General features: G+C 58.5%; 23 protein-coding genes, 1 tRNA gene and 2 pseudogenes. 10 read left to right on the plus strand and 16 right to left on the minus strand.

The annotated features are described in order from the left end of the window. Nucleotides 1-8 precede the first annotated feature (8 nt). Nucleotides 9-995 carry a sterol desaturase family protein gene (locus RDL77_RS02045; RefSeq protein ID WP_288191607.1) on the minus strand — a complete coding sequence of 329 codons (987 nt, stop codon included), beginning with the start codon at nucleotides 993-995 and terminating at the stop codon, nucleotides 9-11. Between the two features lie 344 nt (nucleotides 996-1,339). After that, nucleotides 1,340-2,344 carry an alpha/beta hydrolase family protein gene (locus RDL77_RS02050; protein ID WP_288191608.1) on the minus strand — a complete coding sequence of 335 codons (1,005 nt, stop codon included), beginning with the start codon at nucleotides 2,342-2,344 and terminating at the stop codon, nucleotides 1,340-1,342. A 287-nt stretch (nucleotides 2,345-2,631) separates the two neighbouring features. Here RDL77_RS02050 and RDL77_RS02055 point away from each other — a divergent pair, with 287 nt between their 5' ends. Beyond that, a complete protein-coding gene (locus RDL77_RS02055; protein ID WP_223613242.1) occupies nucleotides 2,632-3,207 on the plus strand; it encodes a transglycosylase SLT domain-containing protein in 576 nt (191 codons plus the stop codon). 97 nt (nucleotides 3,208-3,304) lie between these two features. On the opposite strand, the gene RDL77_RS02060 is transcribed toward RDL77_RS02055, so the two are convergent. Together RDL77_RS02060 and RDL77_RS02065 are read right to left on the minus strand one after the other, a co-directional pair. Then, entirely contained in the window at nucleotides 3,305-4,408 is a 1,104-nt protein-coding gene (locus tag RDL77_RS02060; RefSeq protein ID WP_374042637.1) for an ABC transporter substrate-binding protein, read from the minus strand. Between the two features lie 273 nt (nucleotides 4,409-4,681). Continuing rightward, nucleotides 4,682-5,203 (minus strand): cupin domain-containing protein, encoded by a 522-nt coding sequence (locus RDL77_RS02065; protein ID WP_288191609.1) that lies wholly within the window; start codon nucleotides 5,201-5,203, stop codon nucleotides 4,682-4,684. Between the two features lie 271 nt (nucleotides 5,204-5,474). On the opposite strand from RDL77_RS02065, the gene RDL77_RS02070 reads away from it, so the two are divergent. Both RDL77_RS02070 and RDL77_RS02075 read left to right on the plus strand, forming a co-directional pair. Beyond that, nucleotides 5,475-6,005 (plus strand): cytochrome b, encoded by a 531-nt coding sequence (locus RDL77_RS02070; protein WP_288191610.1) that lies wholly within the window; start codon nucleotides 5,475-5,477, stop codon nucleotides 6,003-6,005. Nucleotides 6,006-6,086: 81 nt separating this feature from the next. Continuing rightward, complete coding sequence (locus RDL77_RS02075; protein WP_288191611.1) at nucleotides 6,087-6,734, plus strand: class I SAM-dependent methyltransferase; 648 nt, start codon at nucleotides 6,087-6,089, stop codon at nucleotides 6,732-6,734. Between the two features lie 285 nt (nucleotides 6,735-7,019). Here RDL77_RS02075 and RDL77_RS02080 read toward each other — a convergent pair whose 3' ends face one another. Next, nucleotides 7,020-7,832 (minus strand): class I SAM-dependent methyltransferase, encoded by an 813-nt coding sequence (locus RDL77_RS02080; protein ID WP_288191612.1) that lies wholly within the window; start codon nucleotides 7,830-7,832, stop codon nucleotides 7,020-7,022. 172 nt (nucleotides 7,833-8,004) lie between these two features. On the opposite strand from RDL77_RS02080, the gene RDL77_RS02085 reads away from it, so the two are divergent. Further along, entirely contained in the window at nucleotides 8,005-9,303 is a 1,299-nt protein-coding gene (locus RDL77_RS02085) for an Nramp family divalent metal transporter (protein ID WP_374042642.1), read from the plus strand. Here RDL77_RS02085 and RDL77_RS02090 read toward each other — a convergent pair. Both RDL77_RS02090 and RDL77_RS02095 read right to left on the minus strand, forming a co-directional pair. Beyond that, nucleotides 9,292-9,471: a hypothetical protein gene (locus RDL77_RS02090; protein ID WP_288191614.1), complete on the minus strand. Its 180-nt coding sequence runs from the start codon at nucleotides 9,469-9,471 to the stop codon at nucleotides 9,292-9,294. The two genes, RDL77_RS02085 and RDL77_RS02090, sit on opposite strands and share 12 nt — an antisense overlap. 38 nt (nucleotides 9,472-9,509) lie before the next feature. Next, entirely contained in the window at nucleotides 9,510-9,779 is a 270-nt protein-coding gene (locus RDL77_RS02095; protein WP_288191615.1) for a hypothetical protein, read from the minus strand. A 239-nt stretch (nucleotides 9,780-10,018) separates the two neighbouring features. Here RDL77_RS02095 and RDL77_RS02100 point away from each other — a divergent pair, with 239 nt between their 5' ends. Then, on the plus strand, nucleotides 10,019-10,405 hold the full coding sequence (locus tag RDL77_RS02100) for a YkvA family protein (RefSeq protein WP_223613235.1): 387 nt from the start codon (nucleotides 10,019-10,021) through the stop codon (nucleotides 10,403-10,405). Nucleotides 10,406-10,518: 113 nt separating this feature from the next. On the opposite strand, the gene RDL77_RS02105 is transcribed toward RDL77_RS02100, so the two are convergent. Then, nucleotides 10,519-10,594, minus strand: a tRNA-Thr gene (locus tag RDL77_RS02105). 155 nt (nucleotides 10,595-10,749) lie between these two features. Here RDL77_RS02105 and RDL77_RS02110 point away from each other — a divergent pair. From RDL77_RS02110 to RDL77_RS02120, 4 genes and pseudogenes are all read left to right on the plus strand, one after another. Next, nucleotides 10,750-11,523 (plus strand): NAD kinase, encoded by a 774-nt coding sequence (locus RDL77_RS02110; protein ID WP_223613234.1) that lies wholly within the window; start codon nucleotides 10,750-10,752, stop codon nucleotides 11,521-11,523. A 189-nt stretch (nucleotides 11,524-11,712) separates the two neighbouring features. Next, nucleotides 11,713-12,912: pseudogene (locus tag RDL77_RS02115) on the plus strand (DEAD/DEAH box helicase); the annotation flags it as partial. A gap of 159 nt (nucleotides 12,913-13,071) precedes the next feature. Beyond that, nucleotides 13,072-13,242 (plus strand): annotated as a pseudogene (locus RDL77_RS24810) (ATP-dependent helicase); the annotation flags it as partial. A gap of 9 nt (nucleotides 13,243-13,251) precedes the next feature. After that, a complete protein-coding gene (locus tag RDL77_RS02120; RefSeq protein WP_223613232.1) occupies nucleotides 13,252-13,653 on the plus strand; it encodes an NUDIX domain-containing protein in 402 nt (133 codons plus the stop codon). Nucleotides 13,654-13,690: 37 nt separating this feature from the next. Here the strand turns inward: RDL77_RS02120 and RDL77_RS02125 are convergent, their stop codons facing one another. Next, nucleotides 13,691-14,014, minus strand: coding sequence for a TfoX/Sxy family protein (locus RDL77_RS02125; protein WP_223613231.1), 324 nt, complete (start codon nucleotides 14,012-14,014; stop codon nucleotides 13,691-13,693). A gap of 79 nt (nucleotides 14,015-14,093) precedes the next feature. Then, nucleotides 14,094-14,468 carry a Fe-S cluster assembly scaffold SufA gene (gene sufA, locus RDL77_RS02130; RefSeq protein WP_288191617.1) on the minus strand — a complete coding sequence of 125 codons (375 nt, stop codon included), beginning with the start codon at nucleotides 14,466-14,468 and terminating at the stop codon, nucleotides 14,094-14,096. Between the two features lie 125 nt (nucleotides 14,469-14,593). On the opposite strand from sufA, the gene RDL77_RS02135 reads away from it, so the two are divergent. After that, a complete protein-coding gene (locus RDL77_RS02135; protein ID WP_288191618.1) occupies nucleotides 14,594-15,199 on the plus strand; it encodes a hypothetical protein in 606 nt (201 codons plus the stop codon). A 7-nt stretch (nucleotides 15,200-15,206) separates the two neighbouring features. Here the strand turns inward: RDL77_RS02135 and RDL77_RS02140 are convergent, their stop codons facing one another. The 6 genes from RDL77_RS02140 to sufB all read right to left on the minus strand — a co-directional run bounded on the left by RDL77_RS02140 (nucleotide 15,207) and on the right by sufB (nucleotide 21,000). After that, nucleotides 15,207-15,461, minus strand: coding sequence for a hypothetical protein (locus tag RDL77_RS02140; protein ID WP_288191619.1), 255 nt, complete (start codon nucleotides 15,459-15,461; stop codon nucleotides 15,207-15,209). A gap of 144 nt (nucleotides 15,462-15,605) precedes the next feature. Further along, nucleotides 15,606-16,019, minus strand: coding sequence for an SUF system Fe-S cluster assembly protein (locus tag RDL77_RS02145; RefSeq protein ID WP_374042639.1), 414 nt, complete (start codon nucleotides 16,017-16,019; stop codon nucleotides 15,606-15,608). Continuing rightward, the gene (locus RDL77_RS02150) at nucleotides 16,019-17,260 is read right to left on the minus strand and encodes a cysteine desulfurase (RefSeq protein ID WP_288191621.1); all 1,242 of its coding nucleotides are present in this window, start codon (nucleotides 17,258-17,260) and stop codon (nucleotides 16,019-16,021) included. Before RDL77_RS02150 ends, RDL77_RS02145 begins: the two co-directional genes overlap by 1 nt. A 78-nt stretch (nucleotides 17,261-17,338) precedes the next feature. Next, on the minus strand, nucleotides 17,339-18,610 hold the full coding sequence (gene sufD / locus RDL77_RS02155; protein ID WP_223613225.1) for a Fe-S cluster assembly protein SufD: 1,272 nt from the start codon (nucleotides 18,608-18,610) through the stop codon (nucleotides 17,339-17,341). An 11-nt stretch (nucleotides 18,611-18,621) separates the two neighbouring features. Beyond that, on the minus strand, nucleotides 18,622-19,377 hold the full coding sequence (sufC, locus tag RDL77_RS02160) for a Fe-S cluster assembly ATPase SufC (protein WP_223613224.1): 756 nt from the start codon (nucleotides 19,375-19,377) through the stop codon (nucleotides 18,622-18,624). A gap of 93 nt (nucleotides 19,378-19,470) precedes the next feature. Beyond that, nucleotides 19,471-21,000, minus strand: a complete 1,530-nt coding sequence (sufB, locus tag RDL77_RS02165; RefSeq protein ID WP_223613223.1) for a Fe-S cluster assembly protein SufB — start codon at nucleotides 20,998-21,000, stop codon at nucleotides 19,471-19,473. Nucleotides 21,001-21,142: the final 142 nt, after the last annotated feature.

Consider the following 21,142-nt stretch of genomic DNA (forward strand, 5'->3'; position numbering starts at 1 on the left):
GAGCCGCCTCAATCCTTGTCGCCGGCCTTGTCGCCGGCGAGTACTTTCGCCGCGATCGATGAAGCTCCGGCCTCATCGCTCTTCTTCGGCGCATAACCGAGAATCTGCCGGACCCCCTTGGACGAAAAGGGTTGCGCCAGCTGGCCAAGAAAGCTCTTGGCCACCTTGCCGCTGATGCCGATATCGACAGACGATGGCCGCGGCGGATTGAAGTAGGTCCCCAGAATCTGATCCCACAGCACCAGATTCTCACCGTAATTGGTGTTGCCTTCCGACAATTCCTTGGAATGGTGCCAGCGATGCAACCGTGGCGTGCTGAGAATCCAGTCAAGCGGTCCGGTGCGCACGTCGACATTGCAATGGGTCAAAAGCCCGGTAAACGCGGTCACGGCGCTGATCCACAGGAACACCGGCAGCGGTGCGCCGAGCAGATAGAGCGGTATCTGGCTGAGAGCGATCTTGAACAGCGAATCGATCACATGGAAGCGGCCCGTGTTGACCACCCACAAACGCTCGACACTGTGATGCAAGGCGTGAAACCGCCAGAGTGCCAGTTTTTCATGGGCCAGCCGGTGCGCGATATAGAGCCCGAATTCGGCGATGATCAGGCCGAGGACGACCTGGATCGCCAAGGGCCATTCGCTCGGCCAGATATGTGCCGACGTGCTGAGCACCGGCTGGGCGACGATGGCCACAAGCATGGGAAACGATGCGCCAATGGCCGCGGCGATCTGCACAGCGCCCTTTGTCAGCAACGTATGGGCGATGTCATTGAAGGTTTCGCCGTCGCGTTTCAGCCAGGTTTCCTCGTACGGCATGATCCGTTCGAAGACGGCAATGAGCGCCACCACCGAAAAATACACCACATTGAACCACAGAAGCGGCGCTTGCGTCTGAAACGCCGCATAGGTTCCGATGAGCCCGACGCAATAGAACAAGGGCCACAATGAATAGGAGAGTGCTGCGTAGAGCCATGAATTCTTGGGGATCAGCATAGGAATATCCCCCCGGCATGAATCATTGCTATCAACCTGTATTCGATGTTTGTCGCAGTCATAATGGGTTCACGTCGTTTTTCATCGGCTCAATTTCTGGCGCCCGCAGGATGCCGCTTCATCTGAAAAGCAGGTTGCGAGGCATCGGTCAAATTCTGATCAGCAGATCAAACCGGGTTGCTGCCGCAATCGGGTTGTCACCACATTAGATTGCAGGAACATTGCATAAAACCCCGTTTGTCCGATTGCCAACCGGAACTTTCGTCCCGTGGCGGCGTTGCCTTGGCGCTGCTCTCCATGCTGGTTGCCCGGTCGGGCCTACCCTATCTGGGTCGCCGGATGCCTCAGCTCAAGGCCTTGGCAAGAAAAGGCAGGCTTACATCCATGCGATAATCGACAGCCGAATGATTATCGTCGAACTCGTCATAACGGTGAACGACGCCAAGCCGGTCAAGCGTCCGATGCACCCGGCGCGACCCGTAGAGAATGTTGTACTGGTCCTTCGTCCCGCAATCGAAATAAACCGCTTTCAGTTTCGCCAGATTGTGACCATGCGTTTCCGCCAGCCGCGCCGGATCCCAGGCCAGCCAGTTCGCCCACCGCTCCTCGATCAGTTCGCAGGTTTCCAGATCGACGGGCAGCCGCAGCCCCAGGAAGGCCTGCGGATCCGGATCGAATGTTGCCGCCTGGGCCAAAATCATGATGACCAGCGTATCGCTGTCGCTCTTTTTCGGTTTCGCCTCGAAAGCCTTCATCCATGCTTCAATGGAGAGATCATGTTCGGCAAGCGCCCGCAGCACGCCGGGAAATTCCGGCAGATAAAGCTGTTCAAACCCCGCATCGCCGGAGTGGCTTGCCGCCGCAGACCAGATATCGGATCGCCGCATGGCATGCACGTGCGTGCCATAGCCGCCTGAACTCTTGCCGAAAACCCCGCGCTTGCCGTCACCGCCGCAGCGGAACCGCCCTTCGACCGCTGGCAGCATCTCGTCGATGAGAAAATCCTCCCAGTTGCCCATTGCCGCGCTGTTGATGTACTGGTTGCCGCCGAGCCGGGTAAAGCAGTCCGGGAAGGCAACGACGACCGGAGGCATGGCGCCCGAACCGATCAGCCGGTCAAGCCGTTCCGGAACGTTCTCGCCAAAACCCTTCCAGTTGGTGTGCGCGGGACCGCCGGCGGTGAACCCCACGAGATCGACAAGCAGCGGCAGACCGGTGCCGTCATGCCCGGCGGGCACATAGACGTCGACCACGCGAGCGGTCGGATCGCCCAGCAGATTGTTGCGAAGGGAAACGCCGTCGATGATCAGTCGATGCACGGTTCCGGCGGGATGATGGGTGGCACGCATGGGGAAAACCTCTGGAATGGTGACCGGCGACCTCCATTGCACGGAACGGATTCGCCGGGCCAAACGTGATCCCGCTGCGGCACGAAGGCAAGTCTCTTTCTCGCCGGGATACATCGGGGCACCGCCTCACCCCGTGCCGTCCCTGTTCGCGCGGCGGCAGGCAGCGTTTAAGAAACAATAAATTGTCACATCAAATTTGATCGAATGTGATCGGCCCCCGAGGCCATTTGGTAAGATTCCGTTAGGAATTGAGGACTAGTTGGTTGGGCAAGACAAAGGACTTGCCCATGCGCCGCATCATGATGATACCCTTGTTGTTGCTGGCAGGCTGCGCCTCGGCGCCCACCCAGACCAGCAATGTTTGCGCCGTATTCGATCAAAAGGACGGCTTCTTCAACAATTGGTATTCCTACGCCAAGGGCGCGGAAGCGCAATATGGCGTGCCGGTTCCCATTCTCATGGCCACGATCAACACCGAATCCGGCTTTCAGGCCCGGGCAAGGCCGCCACGCACCAAATTGCTCGGCTTCATTCCCTGGACGCGCCCCTCAAGCGCCTACGGCTACTCGCAGGCACTCGACGGCACCTGGGCGGAATTCCAGCGCAGCACCGGACGTTATGGCAGCGGCCGCACCAGTTTTGCCGATGCGGTGTATTTCGTCGGCTGGTATCACGCGCAAAGCAACAAGAAGAACGGCATCCCGCTCAACGACGCCTACAATCTCTACGCCGCCTATTACGCCGGTCCCAAGGAATATGCGCGCGGAACATGGCGCAACAGGCCGGGTGTCGACCGGGCGGCGCGGCGCACGGCCGCCATGGCAAGCCGGTACGCCGCGCAGATGCAGAGCTGCGGACTGTAGAACACCTCTTGTTTGCCAAGGAAAACGGGCGCCCGAGGCGCCCGTTTTCATTTTGACCGGTTCAGGTGGACGAAACGACCGCCTGCCCCTTGCTGTCTTACGGCTTCATGGCCGAGTAAGCACCGTTGTGCCAGATATTGATGTCATATTTGGCATCCTTGATATCGCCCTTCTCATCGAAAACCACCGAGCCAATGACCGTATTGACCGGCTTTCCATCCTTGAGCGCCGCGGCAACCTTGACCGGATCATCGCTGCCGGCACGATCGATGCCCTGTGCGAAAGCTTCAACAACCGCGTAGGAGAACAGCGTGAAACCATCGGGCGTGAAGCCGCTGGCCTTGATCTTCTCAACCGCCGCTTTCGCCTCAGGCCGGGCCTGCGGGTTGGCCGGGAATGTGAACATCACACCCTCGCCTGCCGGGCCTGCCACCGCCCAGAATTCCGGCGAGGCAATCGCATCGCCCATCATCAGCTGGAACTTGAAGTTCTGGTCGGCCGCCTGACGCAGGATGAGGCCCGCTTCGGGATGATAGCCGCCGAAATAGACGAAATCAGCCTTTGCTTCCTTCAGCTTGGTGATGAGCGCCGAATAATCCTTGTCGCCGGCGTTGATGCCGTCATACAGCACTTCCTTCAGCCCGCTCTCGTTCATCTTGGCTTTCACCGCGTCGGCGAGGCCTTTTCCATAGGCGCCCTTGTCATGCAGGATCACGACGCGCTTGCCCTTGTATGTCTTGGCGATCCATGGGCCGACAAATTCACCCTGGCCATCGTCGCGCGTATAGAGGCGCATGATCGTCGACCAGCCCTTTTTCGCTGCGGCATCGGTCAGGTCGGGGTTGGACGACGCCGGTGTCATCATCAGCACGCCAGCCTCGGCATAAACCGCCGACGCGGGGATGCTGGAACCCGAGCATGCATGACCATCGACGAACTTGATCCCTTCGCCGACAATACGGTTGGCAATCGAAACGGCCTGCTTCGGATCGCAGACATCATCTTCGAACACCAGTTTGATCTGCCGTCCCTTGATGCCGCCCTTTTCGTTGATCGCGGCGGCTGCGGCCTGTGCGCCCTGCTTGAACTGGTCACCGATATTGGCAAGCTGGCCGGTCATCGGGCCTGCGACCGCGATCTTCAGATCATCGGCCAAGGCGACTGGAGCGCCCAAAGCAACGCTCAGTAACGCAGCCTGCATTATTCTCTTCAAAGACATGGTTTTTCCCCTCATTTTTCTTCAATGGTCCGCAAGGACGAGCGAACCGTACTATAAGTAAAAATGAAATGCCACGTCCCGCCAATGCTCATTTAGTATGAAAAATCTGGCCCGGTTTATCGGAACAATACAGCGGCTTTCCCGGCGCATGCCGACTGCGGATTTCACGCGTTTTTCCGGAAATCCCCATGATCAGCAAGTACTTCTGCAGGAACCTGCTTTGCGTTCTCTTCTTCGCGCAGTCGGGAAGCCCGTCTACACGGTCCGCGCTTTCCAAATACGGACCTTGTCCGTCATGCCGTCGTGGTCACCCAACGGGCGCTCGGGCGGATTGTCCCACCAGTCGGAACGCAATGCCTTCCGCTCGGGATGGCGCGGATAATAGATCAGATTCTCCGGTTTCGGTGTTTCACCAACCACGAGAAGACGGACTTCCTCCTCGGTATTGTTGAGAAAACTATGGGCAATTCCGGTGCCCGCCGGAAAACCAACCGCATCGCCCGCCTTCAACCGACAGAGTTCGCCGTCCAGCCAGACATCGGGCGTGCCCTCGATGACGTAGACGAACTCCTCTTCCGCGCTCTCGGCATGCGGGAAAGATGTCCGCCGCCCCGGCAGGAGGCGCTGGTGATGAATGCCGATCCTGCCGAGCCCGAAATGCCGACCGAAAGCCGCGTTGATGGCGAGCAATTCGTCATCACCCTTGTAGTGGTTTTCATCAGTCCCTTCGATCTCGGACCAATGCGCAACACAGGACGGCCGGTCTTTCGTTGTCATGTCAAACTCCCGATGGAACAAACGGCGCAAACGGGTCGTGTGTTCATGAATCTGGGCTGAATGGTATGGGACCGGCTATCCGGTTTCAAGCCGTCTGACGATGGCAGGATGCGCATGCACAGCATATGCGGATGTCTGCCGGACGATGGACCGCGGGCGGAAAGCAGCGGCTCCGAACCTTACGAATCGTTAAGAAAAAAACCGTTGCCGCCGCGCCGCGTTTCACGCCAATGTAAAAACATTAGAATGATTATAAAGTGGAGTACCTTCCATGGCGGTCAATGGATATTCACCGATGCAGAAGACCCTGCACTGGTCGCTGTTCGTTCTGGTCCTGCTGATTTATGCGCTGACCTATGGCAACGATCTCTTTCCGAGAGGTGATCCCAACAGGGCCCTGGCGTGGTGGCTGCATATCTCATTCGGCTTGCTGCTCGCCGCACTCGTGTTCTGGCGGGTGGCTTTGCGTGTTGCGCGCGGCGCCCCGGACCTTCCGCCTTCGATGACAGGCCTTGAGCGTCCGTTGGCAAAGGTCGGGCATCTTTTGCTCTACGCCTTGCTGATCGCCATTCCCGTCCTTGGCATATTGCTCACCTGGTTCAGAGGCGACGCCTTGAGCTTCTTCGGCCTCTTCACCATTCCCACGCCATTTGTCCCCAACAGGGAAACTGCGCGATCGATCAGGGAACTGCACAGCCTTTGCGCCAACGGAATACTCATCCTGGCCGGCATTCATGCCCTGGCCGCACTTTGGCACCGCTTCATCCGCGGGGATGAGGTGATGCAGAGAATGCTGCCGTGACCCGCCAGGGCGGATCACGCGAACCTTGCTATTTCAAAGATCATAAAATACCTGTTCCCTATCAGAACGACGGGGTTTGACATGTCACTTTGGCCATTGTTCCTGAATAATCAGGGCCGCATCATTCATAAATGGAAACACTATTTCCCCAGCTATGAACGGCACTTTTCCAGATACATCAATCGTCCCGTAATATTTCTTGAAATCGGTTGCGGCGAAGGCGGGTCACTGCAAATGTGGAAGCAGTATCTGGGCCCTCTTGCGACGATTGTCGGCATCGATGTCAGGGCCGAATGTGCAAACTTCGAGGAAGACCAGATCCATATCAGGATCGGGGATCAGTCGGACACCAATTTCCTGGCTTCCGTTCTGGCGGAGTTTGGCGCACCTGATGTCGTGCTCGATGACGGAAGCCATGTCATGGAGCACCTGTCGGCAACGTTTCAATTCCTCTATCCGCGCATGGCGAGGGACGGCGTCTATTTCGTCGAGGATCTGCACACCGCCTATTGGGAAGAATATTCCGGCGGATACAAGCGGGCCGGATCGTTCATTGAGCATTGCAAGGACATGATCGACGAATTGAACGCCGAACATACGCGCGGGGCGATTCCGGAAAGCGACTTTTCGAGGGGGACGCTTTCGATGCATTTTTATGATAGCTGCGCGGTCTTTGAGAAGGGTCGTACCGGAGAAAAATTTGCTCCACAGATCGGCACACCGATCTAGCTCAACCGGAATCAATGGTGTTTGCGGGCACCCCGACCCAGAAAGATAAAAAGCCCTCGCGTCTGGAGACACACGAGGGCCTTAATTTATTCCAGCACGCGCTTTTCCAGCACTTTGCTTCATCGTCAGATCAATGCACCATATTCTCGACAGTGGACTGGGGCATGATCCCCTATTCTTCAGTTCTTGAGACGATCATGTCTGTCCACTCCAGGACCGACAAAAGCAAATCCGGCGTGACGCGCCAGTGACGAAAGGCTGCGGCAAATGCTGGGTCTCGATCCGCTAGGCCCGTGCAACAACGATATGCGCCTGGATTTTTCCGGAAACCGGCCCATCACCATACTGCTTCGCAATCGCTTCGGCGGCACGGTCGGTAACGGTCTGCAAGGCCTTCGGGTCGCGGGCTTCGATTTCGTTGCGCAATGGCGTGCCTTGGCAGTAGGCAATCGCCGCGCTGCGCGCACTTGGCGCATCGCTTCGGTGCTGAAGCGTCATGATCTCGATGGCTGTGAAGCCCGCCATGCGCAATTCTGCTTCGATCAGCCCGACATCGTGATAGCCGTGCGGCGTTCGGGCGAGGAACCGGGGCGGATCGCTGGGGAAAACGGCGGATGCAGCATCCGTGACGATGCGGGCAAAATCGTTTTCCTCGATGCGATCCCACACGTTGAAGAGAAAGCGGCCGCCAGGTTTGAGGACGCGAAGCGCCTCCCGATAGCCGGAGACCCTGTCGGGGAAGAACATCGCGCCAAACTGACAGACAACCGCATCGAAACTCTCCTGCTCGAAGGGCAGGCTAAGCGCGTCCGCCTGTCGCCAGGTGATGCGCCCGTCCTCTCCCTGCCGGATGGCAGCTCTATCGAGCATAGGCTGGTTGAGATCGCTGACGATGTACCTGGCTCTCGCGTCGAGAAGCGGGGCCAGCGCACGCGTGACGACGCCGGTTCCCGCCGCCGTTTCCAGAACGTGGGCAGGAGCCGCTCCTGCGACCCGCCGGGCCAGGTCAGTTGCATAGGCCTGAAAGATGAGAGGCACCAGACAGGTGTCGTAAATCTCGGGGATGGATCCCGCGAACAGCTTGTCCATGGCAGGCATAGGTGATGATCCTGTCGCGCCTCAGGCTCCGATGGCCAACAATCGGAACTATACATCGGTTGAGCCGCTGATGCCATCAGCGGCCATGCGTCGTGCCCGTCAAGGAACCAATTCCTGTTTTGCCCGTTGCTGTGTGCCGTTGAAGCGGCCATTTCGGGAGAATATCGTCGTGTTGAAGAAAACCAGGGATCCGGAAAAGGATCCAGCAGCGGGAACATCGAAGTCAAAGCTTCTGAGCGTATTGGGACCGGGCCTTATTACCGGTGCGGCGGATGACGATCCCAGCGGTATTGCCACTTATTCTCAGGCCGGCGCGCAATTCGGATTTGCGATCACATGGACCATGCTGTTCAGCTATCCGCTGATGGCCGCCATTCAGGAAATCAGCGCCCGGATAGGACGCACGACGGGCCATGGCATCGCGACAAATCTGCGGACATATTATCCTCCCTGGATTTTGCCGGCTATCGTCGCCCTGCTCTTCATTGCCAATACGATCAACATCGGTGCCGATCTCGGGGCTATGGGCGACGCGGTCGGATTGCTCATCGGCGGCAAGGTCGCACTTTATGTGGTTCTGTTCGCGATTTTCAGCGCCTGCCTGCAGATATTCCTGCAGTACACCCGCTATGTCTCCGTGTTGAAATGGCTGACATTCTCGCTGTTCGCCTATTTCGGGACGGTTATGGTCGTGAAAATCCCCTACGCAGAGCTGGCGCGCGGGCTCTTTATTCCCACCTTTTCGGCAGACACGGCATTCTGGACGACGGTCGTGGCCATTCTGGGCACAACCATCAGCCCCTATCTTTTCTTCTGGCAGGCCTCGCAGGAGGTGGAAGACGAAAGGGAGAGCGCGTCCCGCCAGCCGCTCGTTGATGCACCGGAACAGTCGAAGGGTGCCATCCATCGCATTCGCTGGGATACCTATGTCGGCATGGGCTTCTCGAGCCTGGTCGCCCTGGCCATCATGGTGACGACTGCAGCAACGCTGCACGTGGCCGGAAAAACAGACATACAGACATCGGCTGAGGCAGCAGAGGCACTCAAACCGATTGCCGGCCAGTTTGCCTTCACGATCTTTGCGCTGGGCATCATTGGAACCGGCCTGCTTGCCATTCCTGTGCTGGCGGGATCGGCGGCCTATGCCCTGGGGGAAGCCCGCAAATGGCCGATCGGCCTTGCGCGCAAGCCGAAGGAAGCTAAGGCGTTTTACGCAACCATTGCCGCGGCGACACTCATTGGCATTCTCGTTGATTTTTCGCCCATCGACCCCATCAAGGCATTGTTCTGGAGTGCCGTCATCAATGGTATCGTATCCGTCCCGGTCATGGTGATGATGATGTTGATGACGGCCAGAACCGACATCATGAAGAAGAATACCGTAAAGGGTCCGCTTTGCTGGATAGGCTGGCTGGCCACGGCCGTTATGGCTGCTGCCGTGATCGGCATGATCGTGACATCACTCCTGTAAGCACGGATCGATGACAGCTTTCCCGGCTAAACAGTCATTGTTGCGAAAAGAAACGGCTGATAGCCCTCCTGCGCGAAACTTCGGCAGCAGCGGATTGTAGCTCGGGCCGATCTCAAGCCCTTGGCCATCGACATCAATCAACGACCGCAGACGTGCTGTTTGATCCATCCGGCGTTCTCTCGGTTACGGCCTGTCGAAAAGCCCCATCACGGCGATCTGTGCTGTGCCAGCACGCCGCGGCAGGCTTTCAGATAACCCTGGAACGAATTTGGGGATGCAAGGGTCTCTTCAGACGTCGTTTTCCACTTAGGCGCCAGACCGGAGTCGGCATCGCCCGCCAGTGCCTGAACGATGTAGGTCTTCACCTCATCGGATAGGTTTGCTTTTGCCAGAGTTGTGTCAAAATCCGTCCAAAGACGGGAAGAGCGAATGACGAGCGGGAAATGCCCAAAGTGCGCGCACGAACTGACATCCATCACTGTTCAACAGGTTGATTTGGTGGATGGCACGAAGCATTTGCGCGGCGGGATGTTTGTCTGCCCGCATTGCGATACGGTGATCAACGTTTCACTTGATCCCAGTTTGGTCGCTGCCGCATTGCATCGCAGCGCGAAGCGTCGAACCACCATCTGATGATCTGCGCTTCTGCTCGGGCCATGCCGCGAATGGCCAAAATGGACTAGCCATTGACTGAAATTCGTTGCTAATTGCTCTGATGGCCTGGACAACAGATATCAAACAATGGGCGCGGCGGATAAAGCGCGATGTCGTGGCGCTTTGGATCGCGGCGCGCGATCCGCGAACACCAACGCTGGCAAAGGTCATTGCGGGTTTCGTGGCGGCCTATGCCCTATCGCCGATCGATCTCATACCCGACTTCATCCCCGTCGTGGGATATCTGGATGATCTCTTGATTGTCCCTGCCGGTATCCTGCTGGCGATAAAACTCATACCGGCGCCGTTGATGCAGGAATTCCGCCACGCCGCCGACGAGCGATCCGATCGCCCCACGAGCAAGGCAGGCCTCGCATTCATTCTGCTGGTTTGGGCTCTGGCTGCGCTGGCTCTTGGAGCGTTCGCGTACAGCCACTGGCGGGGATAAGGCCCATGGCGCGGATCGGATGGAGAACGCTTTGACCCGCACTTCACATCCCGGCACCGCACCTTGAAAAAGATGCTGGACAAACAACCACTTGAAAATGAAGGAAAAACAGGTGGTGCCCCCGGAGAGACTCGAACTCCCGACCCTCTGATTACAAATCAGATGCTCTACCAACTGAGCTACAAGGGCAGCGGCGTCCGATTAGCATAAACCTCCCCGATGTAAAATGAAAAAACAGCACTTGGCGCATTTTTTCCGGTTTTTTTGCCTGCACAGCGTTTTGCCAGATCAAGCGCGCCGTGCTAGGCGATACATCCTCGACATGCTCGGACACGCAGGCAGCCATGACCCGGAATATTGAAACCTTTGCTTTTCTTTCCTCCGGAACACCGGAATCCGACGAGGCCATGGCGTCTCTCGTCAATGTCTACGGGCAGACGGCCCCCAAGGATGCCGACGTCATCATTGCGCTCGGCGGCGATGGCTTCATGCTCCAGACGCTGCAGAACCACATGAACCAGGGCAAGATGACCTATGGCATGAATCGCGGCTCCGTCGGGTTTCTCATGAACGAGTACAGCGAGACCGGCCTGAAGGAACGTGTGGAGGCGGCGCAGGCCGAAACCATCCGCCCGCTCAAGATGGTGGCGGAATCGCTGGAGGAAGGCACCGTGACCTCCTTTGCGCTCAACGATGTCTATCTGCTGCGCCAGTCCTATCAGGCCGCGAAGATCAGGATCACCGTCGACGACCAGGTTCGCCTGGAGGAACTGATCTGCGATGGCGTGATGGTGGCAACACCCGCTGGTTCAACCGCCTACAATCTCTCGGCGCAAGGGCCGATCCTGCCGCTCGATGCCCGTTTGCTGGCCCTCACCCCGGTCTCTCCCTTCCGCCCGCGCCGCTGGCGCGGTGCGCTCCTGTCGAACAAGGTCACGGTGCGGCTTGATATCCTCGAGCCGGAGAAGCGGCCGGTCAATGCGGTCGCCGATCACACGGAAGTGAAGTCGGTTCTTTCGGTCACCATCGAAGAAGCCTCACAACTGCGCGCAACCATCCTGTTCGACAAGAACCATTCGTGGAATGAACGAATTCTCAAAGAACAGTTCCTTTATTGACAACATTAGATTAAAGTGATGCACAATTGTAACAGACTCTTAAATCTCACGGGACGCGAGAGTTGACTTTTGCTGGCATGAGCCCTAACGCCATTCCTGCAAGACAATGTGCAATACAAAGCACCCATTCCATTGGCAAAAATGACGGACATGTGCGGCATCGACTGCAGATAGAAAGTTAAACCTCCATTGACCACGTTCGCTGATCTGGGCCTTTCGCCGAAAGTGCTCGACGCTGTCGAAGCAGCAGGATACACAATCCCCACTCCGATCCAGGCAGGCGCCATCCCGCATGCGCTGCAGCGCAAGGACGTGCTCGGCATTGCCCAGACAGGGACCGGCAAGACAGCCTCCTTCGTGCTGCCGATGCTGACGCTGCTGGAACAGGGCCGCGCCCGCGCCCGCATGCCGCGTACGCTCATTCTGGAGCCGACACGCGAACTCGCGGCGCAGGTCGAGGAAAACTTCGTCAAATACGGCAAGAACCATCGCCTCAACGTTGCGCTGCTGATCGGCGGCGTCTCGTTTGACGACCAGCTGCGCAAGCTGGAACGCGGTGCCGACGTCCTGATCGCCACGCCCGGCCGCCTGCTCGATCATTTCGAGCGCGGCAAGCTGCTCCTGACCGGCGTCGACATTCTCGTCATCGACGAAGCCGACCGCATGCTCGACATGGGCTTCATCCCCGATATCGAGCGCATCTGCAAACTGATCCCCTTTACCCGCCAGACACTGTTCTTCTCGGCCACCATGCCGCCTGAGATCACCAAGCTGACCGAACAGTTCCTGCATGCGCCGGTGCGTGTTGAAGTCGCCAAGGCGGCGACGACGGCCAAGACCGTCGAGCAGCAGCTGGTCAAATCGGGCAAGAAGGATTGGGAAAAGCGCGCCAAGCTGCGCGATCTCATCCGCGCCGAAGAGGATGGCCTGAAGAACGCGATCATCTTCTGCAACCGCAAAAAGGATGTTTCGGAGCTGTTCCGCTCGCTGGTCAAGCATGAATTCGATGCCGGTGCCCTGCACGGCGATATGGATCAGCGCGCCCGCACGACGATGCTGGCCAATTTCAAGGACGGCAAGCTCAAGATCCTCGTTGCCTCCGATGTGGCTGCCCGCGGTCTCGATATTCCCGATGTCAGCCACGTCTTCAATTTCGACGTGCCGATCCATTCGGAAGATTACGTCCACCGCATTGGCCGCACGGGCCGCGCCGGACGCTCGGGCAAGGCTTTCACGCTGGTCACGCCATCCGATGTCAAACATCTCGCCTCCATCGAAAAACTGATCGGCGAAGACATCAACTGGTATGACGGCGATCTCACCACCCTGCCCGTTTCGGAAGAAACCGACGAAGCGCCGCGCCGTGGCCGTAGTGCCCGCGGCAAGAGCGAAAGCAAGCGTAAGCCGCGCAATGAGGGCCGCGAGCGCGAACGCCCGCAGTCGGAAATCGACATCATTGCCGCCGCCGAGCGCGCCAAGGAAACCGGCGAACAGCCGGTTGTCGCCGAAGCGCCCGTCAAGAAGACGGCCGAGAAGCCGCAAAAGGCCGCGATCAAGGCTGACAATGAACAGCGCCGCGCCCGCCCTGCCGCTCAGCAGGAACAACCACGGCGCGAACGTGAGCGCGAATACCGCCGCGACCGGGGCGACAATGAACCGTCGCCGGTCGGCTTTGGCGATGATATTCCTGCCTTCATGCTGATCGACACGAAAATCTGAGGTTTTGGTGTGGATTCGCCGGGCGTCGGATGCGGAATCGTTTTCATAAGAGACGGCCACATCCTCTTGTTACAGCGCAAGAAAAGCCCGGAGACCGGTGCCTGGGGCATTCCCGGCGGCAAGATCGATTTCCTGGAAACCGCCGAACAGGCGATCCGGCGCGAAGCGCTGGAGGAAACCGGGCTGGAAGCCGGCGACATCAAATTGCTGGGCCTCAGCGAACAGCTTTTCCACGATGAGAAGCAGCATTGGTTCGGCGTTCTGTTTCAAGCGGAAAGCTTTTCCGGCGAAATGCAGCTGCTTGAACCGGACAAGCACGGCGGTATCGACTGGTTTCCACTCGATAAGCTGCCGGACAGACTGACACTCCCCACCGTTCATGCCCTGGACCTGATCCGTCAGATGGCCTGACAGGCTCGCAGAAGCCCGACAGAGCGGTTCTCAACGTCTATGCCTGCCTGGCCACGCGCAGCGAGGCCTCATAGGCCCTGCGCGCCCATTCGGTCATAATGTCAGGGTCATCGAATGCATCAGCAGGAACGGACCAATACGGCATGTTGACGATCTTCGACTTGCCTTCATAATTCCAGCGTCGGCAGCCGGCCGCCTCGAAATCCGGCGCGGAAATCGCATCGGCCTTGAGCAGGATTTCGTCGGCCACCTCAAGCGCAATGATCAGGCCATTGTGATAGATGCCCTTGCCGCCAAACATGCGTTTGATGGTGACAGGCCCCAGCCCGGAAAACAGATCGTGAATCGCGTCATTGTCCATGCCCGATTATTGCAGGCGCACAGGAAGACGTCACGCCCAAAAAGCGTTCCGTCCGTCCCGGATAGCGATTTCTGAAAAATCAGGAAGCGGCAGGCGCCAAGGCTTCCGGCTTGACCGGTGTCAGTTCGACCGACTCACCGCAGCCGCAGGCGGACGTCTGGTTGGGATTGTTGAAGACAAAGCCCGTGCGCAGGGTCGTGACCTCGAAGTCCATCTGCGTTCCCAGGAGATACAGCACCGCTTCCGGCGCAACGAAGACCCTGGAGCCTTCCTTTTCAACGATATCGTCGCCAGGCTTGGCCTCGGTGACGAGGTCGATGGTATATTCCATGCCGGCGCAGCCGCCCTTCTTGATGCCGACGCGAATGCCGAGCGCATTCTCGCGCGTCGCCACGATCTCGCTTACGCGGGCAGCGGCAGCGTCAGTCAACGTCATGACAGAAAAACGACCCATTTCTCATCTCTCTTGGTTCGGATCGTGTAATGATCCGTCTGTACCATAGTTAGTGTTACACAACCGTCACCGCAAGTGTTCAAACTCGTCCCGTCCCAAAAACCCGCACGCAGAAGGCAGAAATCATGAATTACCGCCATCTCATTCTCACCAGCCTTGCCGGTATGGCGCTGAACCTGACGCCTGCACTTGCTCAGGAGACCAAGAAGCCCGAGCCGAAGCAGGAAACCGGAACGAAGCCCGCAGCGGCGCCCGCCGAGGCCGCCCCAGAAGCACCTGCCCCCAAGGAAGCGGCTGGAGCGCCCAATCAGTCCGTACCGGACTATCTCGACGACCGCAGCACGCCGGAGCAACTGGTCAAATCCTATTACAATGCCATCAATCGCCAGGAATATGCGCGCGCCTACAGCTACTATGCCGAGGAAGGCCATAGCCAGCCGTTTCCGCAGTTCCAGGCCGGGTACGAGAACACCGTCTCGGTGGAATTGCGCCTTGGCAAATCCGAAAGCGAGGGCGCGGCTGGTTCCACCTATTGGAGCCTGCCTCTGGCGATCGAATCGACGCAGAAGGACGGAAAACACACCGTCTACAACGGTTGCTACCGCCTCCGGCTGGCGAATGCCGCCATCCAGGGCGTTCCCTTTGTTCCCTTGTCCATTCTCGACGGCACGTTGCAGAAATTCGAAAAGCCGCTGGATCAAAGCGTTCCGGAAGGCTGCGAAGCGCCCTGAGGGCGCTTCAAAACCAGCTGGCGATGCCGACGATGGCGGCCAGCACGCCCGCCCAAGCAGCGGCCCTGGAACCCCGGGCGTTCTGCCGCGCCTGTTCCAGCGCGGACTCGGCAACGACGCCCATGGCCGACCGGGCGTCAAGCAGCCCGGCAATATCCGCTCGCGTCAAAACGCCAGTCGATGCCTGCCAATGCCACGCGGCTTTGAGCGCAAAGAAGATCACACCTGCCATACCGAGGCGCACGATCCAGAAAGCACTCATCGCGGACCTCCTGAGGGGCTGTTCCGTTAATCGGCGGCCCACGCGCTGCGGCATGGGACACCCCACAGTGACGAGCCGCGACGTATCTGACAATTAGACATTAGGAGAAGATATCAGCCGAAAGCGCAATGCACCCGGAACAGATCAGTACCAGCCGACAGCGACCTGCGCTTCTTCCGACATGCGGTCGGGTGTCCACGGTGGGTCGAAAGTCATGGACACATCGACAAAGCTGACGCCCTCGACAGAGCTGACGGCATCCTGCACCCAGCCCGGCATTTCCCCGGCAACCGGACAGCCCGGCGCCGTCAAGGTCATCTCGATCTTCACCGAACGATCGTCTTCGATGTCGATCTTGTAGACGAGGCCAAGCTCATAGATATCCGCCGGAATTTCCGGATCATAGACCGTCTTCAGCGCGCCGATGATATCATCGGTCATGCGGGCGAGTTCATCGGCTGGAATGGCGGAAGCGGAAACCGCGCCGCTCACCGCGGAAGCCTCCGGCTTCAGCGTCTCGTCTTTTTCCAGCGTTTCGACTTTGTCGGTCATGGTCATCACCCAAAGAATTTCCGCGCCTTTTCCAGCGCATCGGCGAGAACATCGATCTCGTCTCTCGTATTATACATCGCAAACGATGCACGGCATGTGGACGTTACGCCGAACCGTTTCAAGAGCGGCTGGGCACAATGTGTGCCCGCGCGCACGGCAACACCCGCCCGGTCGATCACCATGGACACATCGTGTGCATGAATACCTTCGAGCTCGAAGGAGATAATCGCGCCCTTGCCCTTGGCATCGCCAAAAATGCGCAGGGAATTGATCTCACGCAGCCGCTCATGCGCGTAATCGCGCAGATCTTCCTCATGCGCGAGAATGGCGGCGCGGCCGATCTTCTCGACATATTCGATGGCAGCGCCAAGTCCGATGGCTTGCGCAATCGGCGGTGTCCCGGCTTCGAAACGGTGCGGCGGGTGATTGTAGGTAACGATATCCTCCGTCACCTCTTCGATCATCTCGCCGCCGCCCTGGAACGGGCGCATCGCTTCCAGCTTTTCCTTGCGGCCATAAAGAACACCGATACCGGATGGACCGTAAATCTTGTGCCCGGTGAAAATATACCAGTCACAGCCGAGATCCTGCACGTCAACCGGCAGATGCACGGCGCCCTGGCTGCCGTCGACAAGCACCGGAATGCCGCGCGCATGGGCAATACGGACGATGTCCTTGATCGGTGTCACGGTCCCCAGCACATTCGACATATGGGTGATGGCTACCAGCTTGGTGCGCTCCGACAGCCGTGCCTCGAATTCCTCGATATGGAACGCGCCCTGCTCGTCGACCGGAACCCAGACCAGCTTGGCGCCCTGCCGTTCCCGGATGAAATGCCATGGAACGATGTTGGAATGGTGCTCCATGATCGACAGGACGATCTCGTCGCCCTCGCCGATATGCGGCATGCCATAGCCATAGGCAACCGTATTGATCGCCTCGGTGGCCGATTTGGTGAAGACGATCTCATCGACCGAACCGGCGTTCAGAAAACGGCGAACGTTTTCGCGGGCCTTTTCATAGGCATCGGTGGCCGCGTTCGACAGGAAATGCAGGCCGCGATGCACATTGGCATATTCGTTCGAATAGGTATGGGTGATCGCGTCGATCACCGCCTGCGGTTTCTGCGCGGAGGCACCGTTGTCGAGATAAACCAGCGGTTTGCCGTAGACTTCGCGCGACAGGATGGGGAAATCGCGGCGGATCGCCTCGACATCATAACCGCTTCGAATGATCTTCGTATCCATGTTGCCCGCGCTTTCCTGCGTTTCAGTCGGGTGTTTCACCTGAAATAGTGCCCGCCGGACCAGCCGGCAGGCAAACGATCAGACATGCGCCGCCAGCCACTTGTCGAGAATGGCTTCCAGAGCCTCGACCAGTGGTTCGCTTTCCAGTTCTTCGATGATCTCAGCCACGAATGCCTTGATCAGCAGGCCGCGTGCATCGCTTTCCGGGATACCGCGCGCCTGCAGATAGAACAGGTGGTTTCCGTCGATCTCGGTCACCGTCGCCCCGTGGCCGCACGCCACGTCGTCGGCAAAGATTTCCAGTTCCGGCTTGGCATCGAATTCGCCGTCATCCGACAACAACAGGGTGTTGCAGGCCATGCGCGCATCGGTCTTCTGGGCGATCTTGTTGACCTTGATCTGTCCCTGGAAAACGCCGCGCGCCCGGTCCGTCACCACATTGCGGATGATCTGCACCGACGTGGTATTCTCGACGAGGTGGCCGAGCGTCATCGTCACGTCCGTGTGGCTGTCGCCGCCGAGCAGGTTGACGCCGCGCAACTGGAAGTCGGAGCCTTCGCCCTTCGACAGCACATGCACTTCCTGCCGCACCAGCTTGCCGCCGGCATTGACGATATAGAGCGTCAGCTTGGCATTGGTGCCGATGGTCGCGGTGAACTGGGCAAGCTGCGTTGCGTCGACACCCTGCTCGCGCAGGATGATCCAGACGATCTGCGCATCGTCGGCAACGGTGACGTTGCTGACACTGGTCGAGAAGCCCTCGCCCGCGCCGCCTGTCTGGCGTTCGATCACGGTTGCCTTGCTGCCCTTGCCGAATTTGACGGCAAAGCGCACGTGGCCCTGTCCGCGCGCCTGCGCATTCTGCAGTTCCAGCGGCGCCTGAAGCTCCGTGCCATCGGCAATGGAGACGGCCCAGCCGTCGGTCACGTAAGCTGCGTTGATCTGGCCGATCGCATCGTCACCGCCACGAATGGCGAGATCGCGGATCACCGATCCGTCAGCCAGTCTGTCGCTGTACTTGGCGAATTCGACACCGGCGACCCGCGGCGACGTCAGCGCCACACCATTGGAAACCGTTGCAACCGCCGATCCCGGGATGACTGCCGGCAAGGCATTGGTGCCCGCCGTGCCATCATAGGCGGCGACACTGCGCAAAAGGGTGCGCAGATCGGTATAGTGCCAGGCTTCGACGCGGCGTGACGGTAGACCCTGCGTCTTCAATGCCTCGATGGCATTGTCGCGCGCGCTGACAATCTCCGCATCGCCGGGCAGTTCGCCCATCCGGTCAACGAAGGAGTCGACCAGCGCCGCTTCTGCGCTTGTCGGCTGGCGTCCTGTATGAACATTCATGACGTCGCTCCTCAGGCTGCCTCGCCGATGATATCGGCGTAGCCGTTCTCTTCGAGATGGAGGGCAAGGTTCTTGTCGCCTGACTTGATGACCTGTCCCTTGTAGAGAACGTGCACGCTGTCCGGAACGATATAGTCGAGAAGGCGCTGATAGTGGGTGATGACGATCACGGCACGGTCGGGCGAACGCAGTGCATTGACGCCATCGGAAACGATCTTCAGCGCATCGATATCGAGGCCCGAATCTGTTTCATCCAGCACGCAAAGCTTCGGCTCCAGCAGCTTCATCTGCAGGATTTCCGCACGCTTCTTCTCGCCACCGGAAAAACCGACATTGAGCGGACGCTTCAGCATGGCGATATCCATGTCGAGCGAGGCGGCCGCCGTCTTCACCCGGGCAATGAATTCCGGGATTTTCAGCGGCTCTTCGCCGCGCGCCTTGCGCTGCGAGTTCATCGCCACTTTCAAAAATTCCATCGTGGCAACGCCGGGTATTTCCATCGGATACTGGAATGCCAGGAAGATGCCCTTGGCGGCGCGCTCGGACGGGTCGAGTTCGAGAATGGACTCGCCGTTGTAAAGGATGTCACCCGCGGTGACTTCGTAGTCTTCGCGGCCCGCAAGAATATAGGACAGCGTCGACTTGCCCGAACCGTTCGGTCCCATGATGGCCGCCACTTCGCCCGCCTTGACCGTGAGGTTCAGGCCGCGAATGATTTCGGTGTCCGTATCTGCGATCTTCGCATGAAGGTTTCTGATTTCCAGCATTCTATTACCCTTTGAATTCCTCGGGATCAGCCTCGGCGATCCCAACAATAATCTTGTTTGGCGAGTGACGGGCCGATGATGGCCGTCCCATGGCTATCCGACTGAGCCTTCGAGGCTGATGCCGATGAGTTTCTGCGCTTCCACGGCAAACTCCATCGGCAGTTCCTGAATGACTTCCTTGACGAAGCCGTTGACGATCAGCGCAATCGCCTCCTCTTCCGGAATGCCGCGCTGCATCACATAGAACAGCGCATCTTCGGAAATCTTGGAGGTGGTGGCTTCGTGCTCGAACTGCGCCGTGGCGTTCTTCGCCTCGATGTAAGGCACCGTATGCGCACCGCAATCATTGCCGATCAGCAGCGAGTCGCACTGGGTGAAGTTGCGCGCATTCTCCGCCTTGCGGTGAGCAGAAACCTGACCGCGATAGGTGTTGTTCGACTTGCCCGCCGAAATACCCTTGGAGATGATGCGGCTCGACGTGTTCTTGCCGAGGTGCAGCATCTTGGTGCCGCTGTCGATCTGCTGATGACCATTCGAAACGGCAATCGAGTAGAACTCGCCGCGTGAATTGTCGCCGCGCAGGATCACCGACGGATATTTCCAGGTGATCGCCGAACCGGTCTCGACCTGGGTCCAGGAGATCTTGGAATTGACGCCGCGGCAATCGCCACGCTTGGTGACGAAATTGTAGATGCCGCCCTTGCCTTCCGCATCGCCGGGGAACCAGTTCTGCACGGTCGAGTACTTGATCTCGGCATCATCCAGGGCAATCAGCTCCACGACAGCCGCGTGCAGCTGGTTTTCGTCGCGCTGCGGCGCGGTGCAGCCTTCGAGATAGGACACATAGGCGCCTTCTTCGGCGATGATCAGCGTGCGTTCGAACTGACCGGTATCCCGCTCGTTGATGCGGAAATAGGTCGACAGTTCCATCGGGCAGCGGACACCCTTCGGCACGTAGACGAAGGAGCCGTCCGTGAAGACAGCCGAATTCAGCGTCGCATAGAAGTTGTCGGAAACCGGCACCACGGACGCCAGGTACTTCTTGACCAGTTCCGGATGTTCGCGGATCGCTTCGGAGATCGAGCAGAAAATGACGCCGGCCTTGGCCAGTTCCGCCTTGAAGGTCGTAACCACGGACACGCTGTCGAACACGGCATCCACCGCCACGCGGCCGGACTTGTAGACATTGTCGCTGGCCTCTTCGTCTTCGTCCGAAGGGCTCGGTTCGCCCATCTTGCGCACGCCCGCAAGGATTTCCTGCTCTTTCAGCGGAATTCCCAGCTTCTCATAGGTGCGCAGCAGCTCGGGATCGACCTCGGCAAGCGATGTCGGTCCGGTCTGATTCTTCGGCCCGGCATAATAGACCATGTCCTGGAAATCGATTTTCGGGTAGTTCACCCGCGCCCATGTGGGCTCTTCCATCGTCAGCCAGCGTTCATAGGCTTTCAGACGCCATTCCAGCATCCACTCCGGCTCATTCTTCTTGGCCGAAATAAAGCGGATAATGTCTTCGCTGAGGCCCTTTGGCGCCTTATCCATTTCGATAAGGGTCTCAAAGCCATACTTGTACTGGTCCACGTCCAGGGTGCGGACCTGATCAATAGTTTCCTGCACGGCAGGCATTGGCGTTCTCCATCCTCGCGGGATTCAAGGTCCCGCAGTTGCAAACGTCAAGGCGTGTGTCGTCTTGAATATTTGCCTCAATGTAGTGTGCAATCGCACGATTTAACACCGGTATTCACCGGATTCTTTTGCATTTATCGAC

Source organism: uncultured Phyllobacterium sp. (assembly GCF_902479695.1).
In the GTDB taxonomy this organism is placed as follows: Bacteria; Pseudomonadota; Alphaproteobacteria; order Rhizobiales; family Rhizobiaceae; genus Phyllobacterium; species Phyllobacterium calauticae.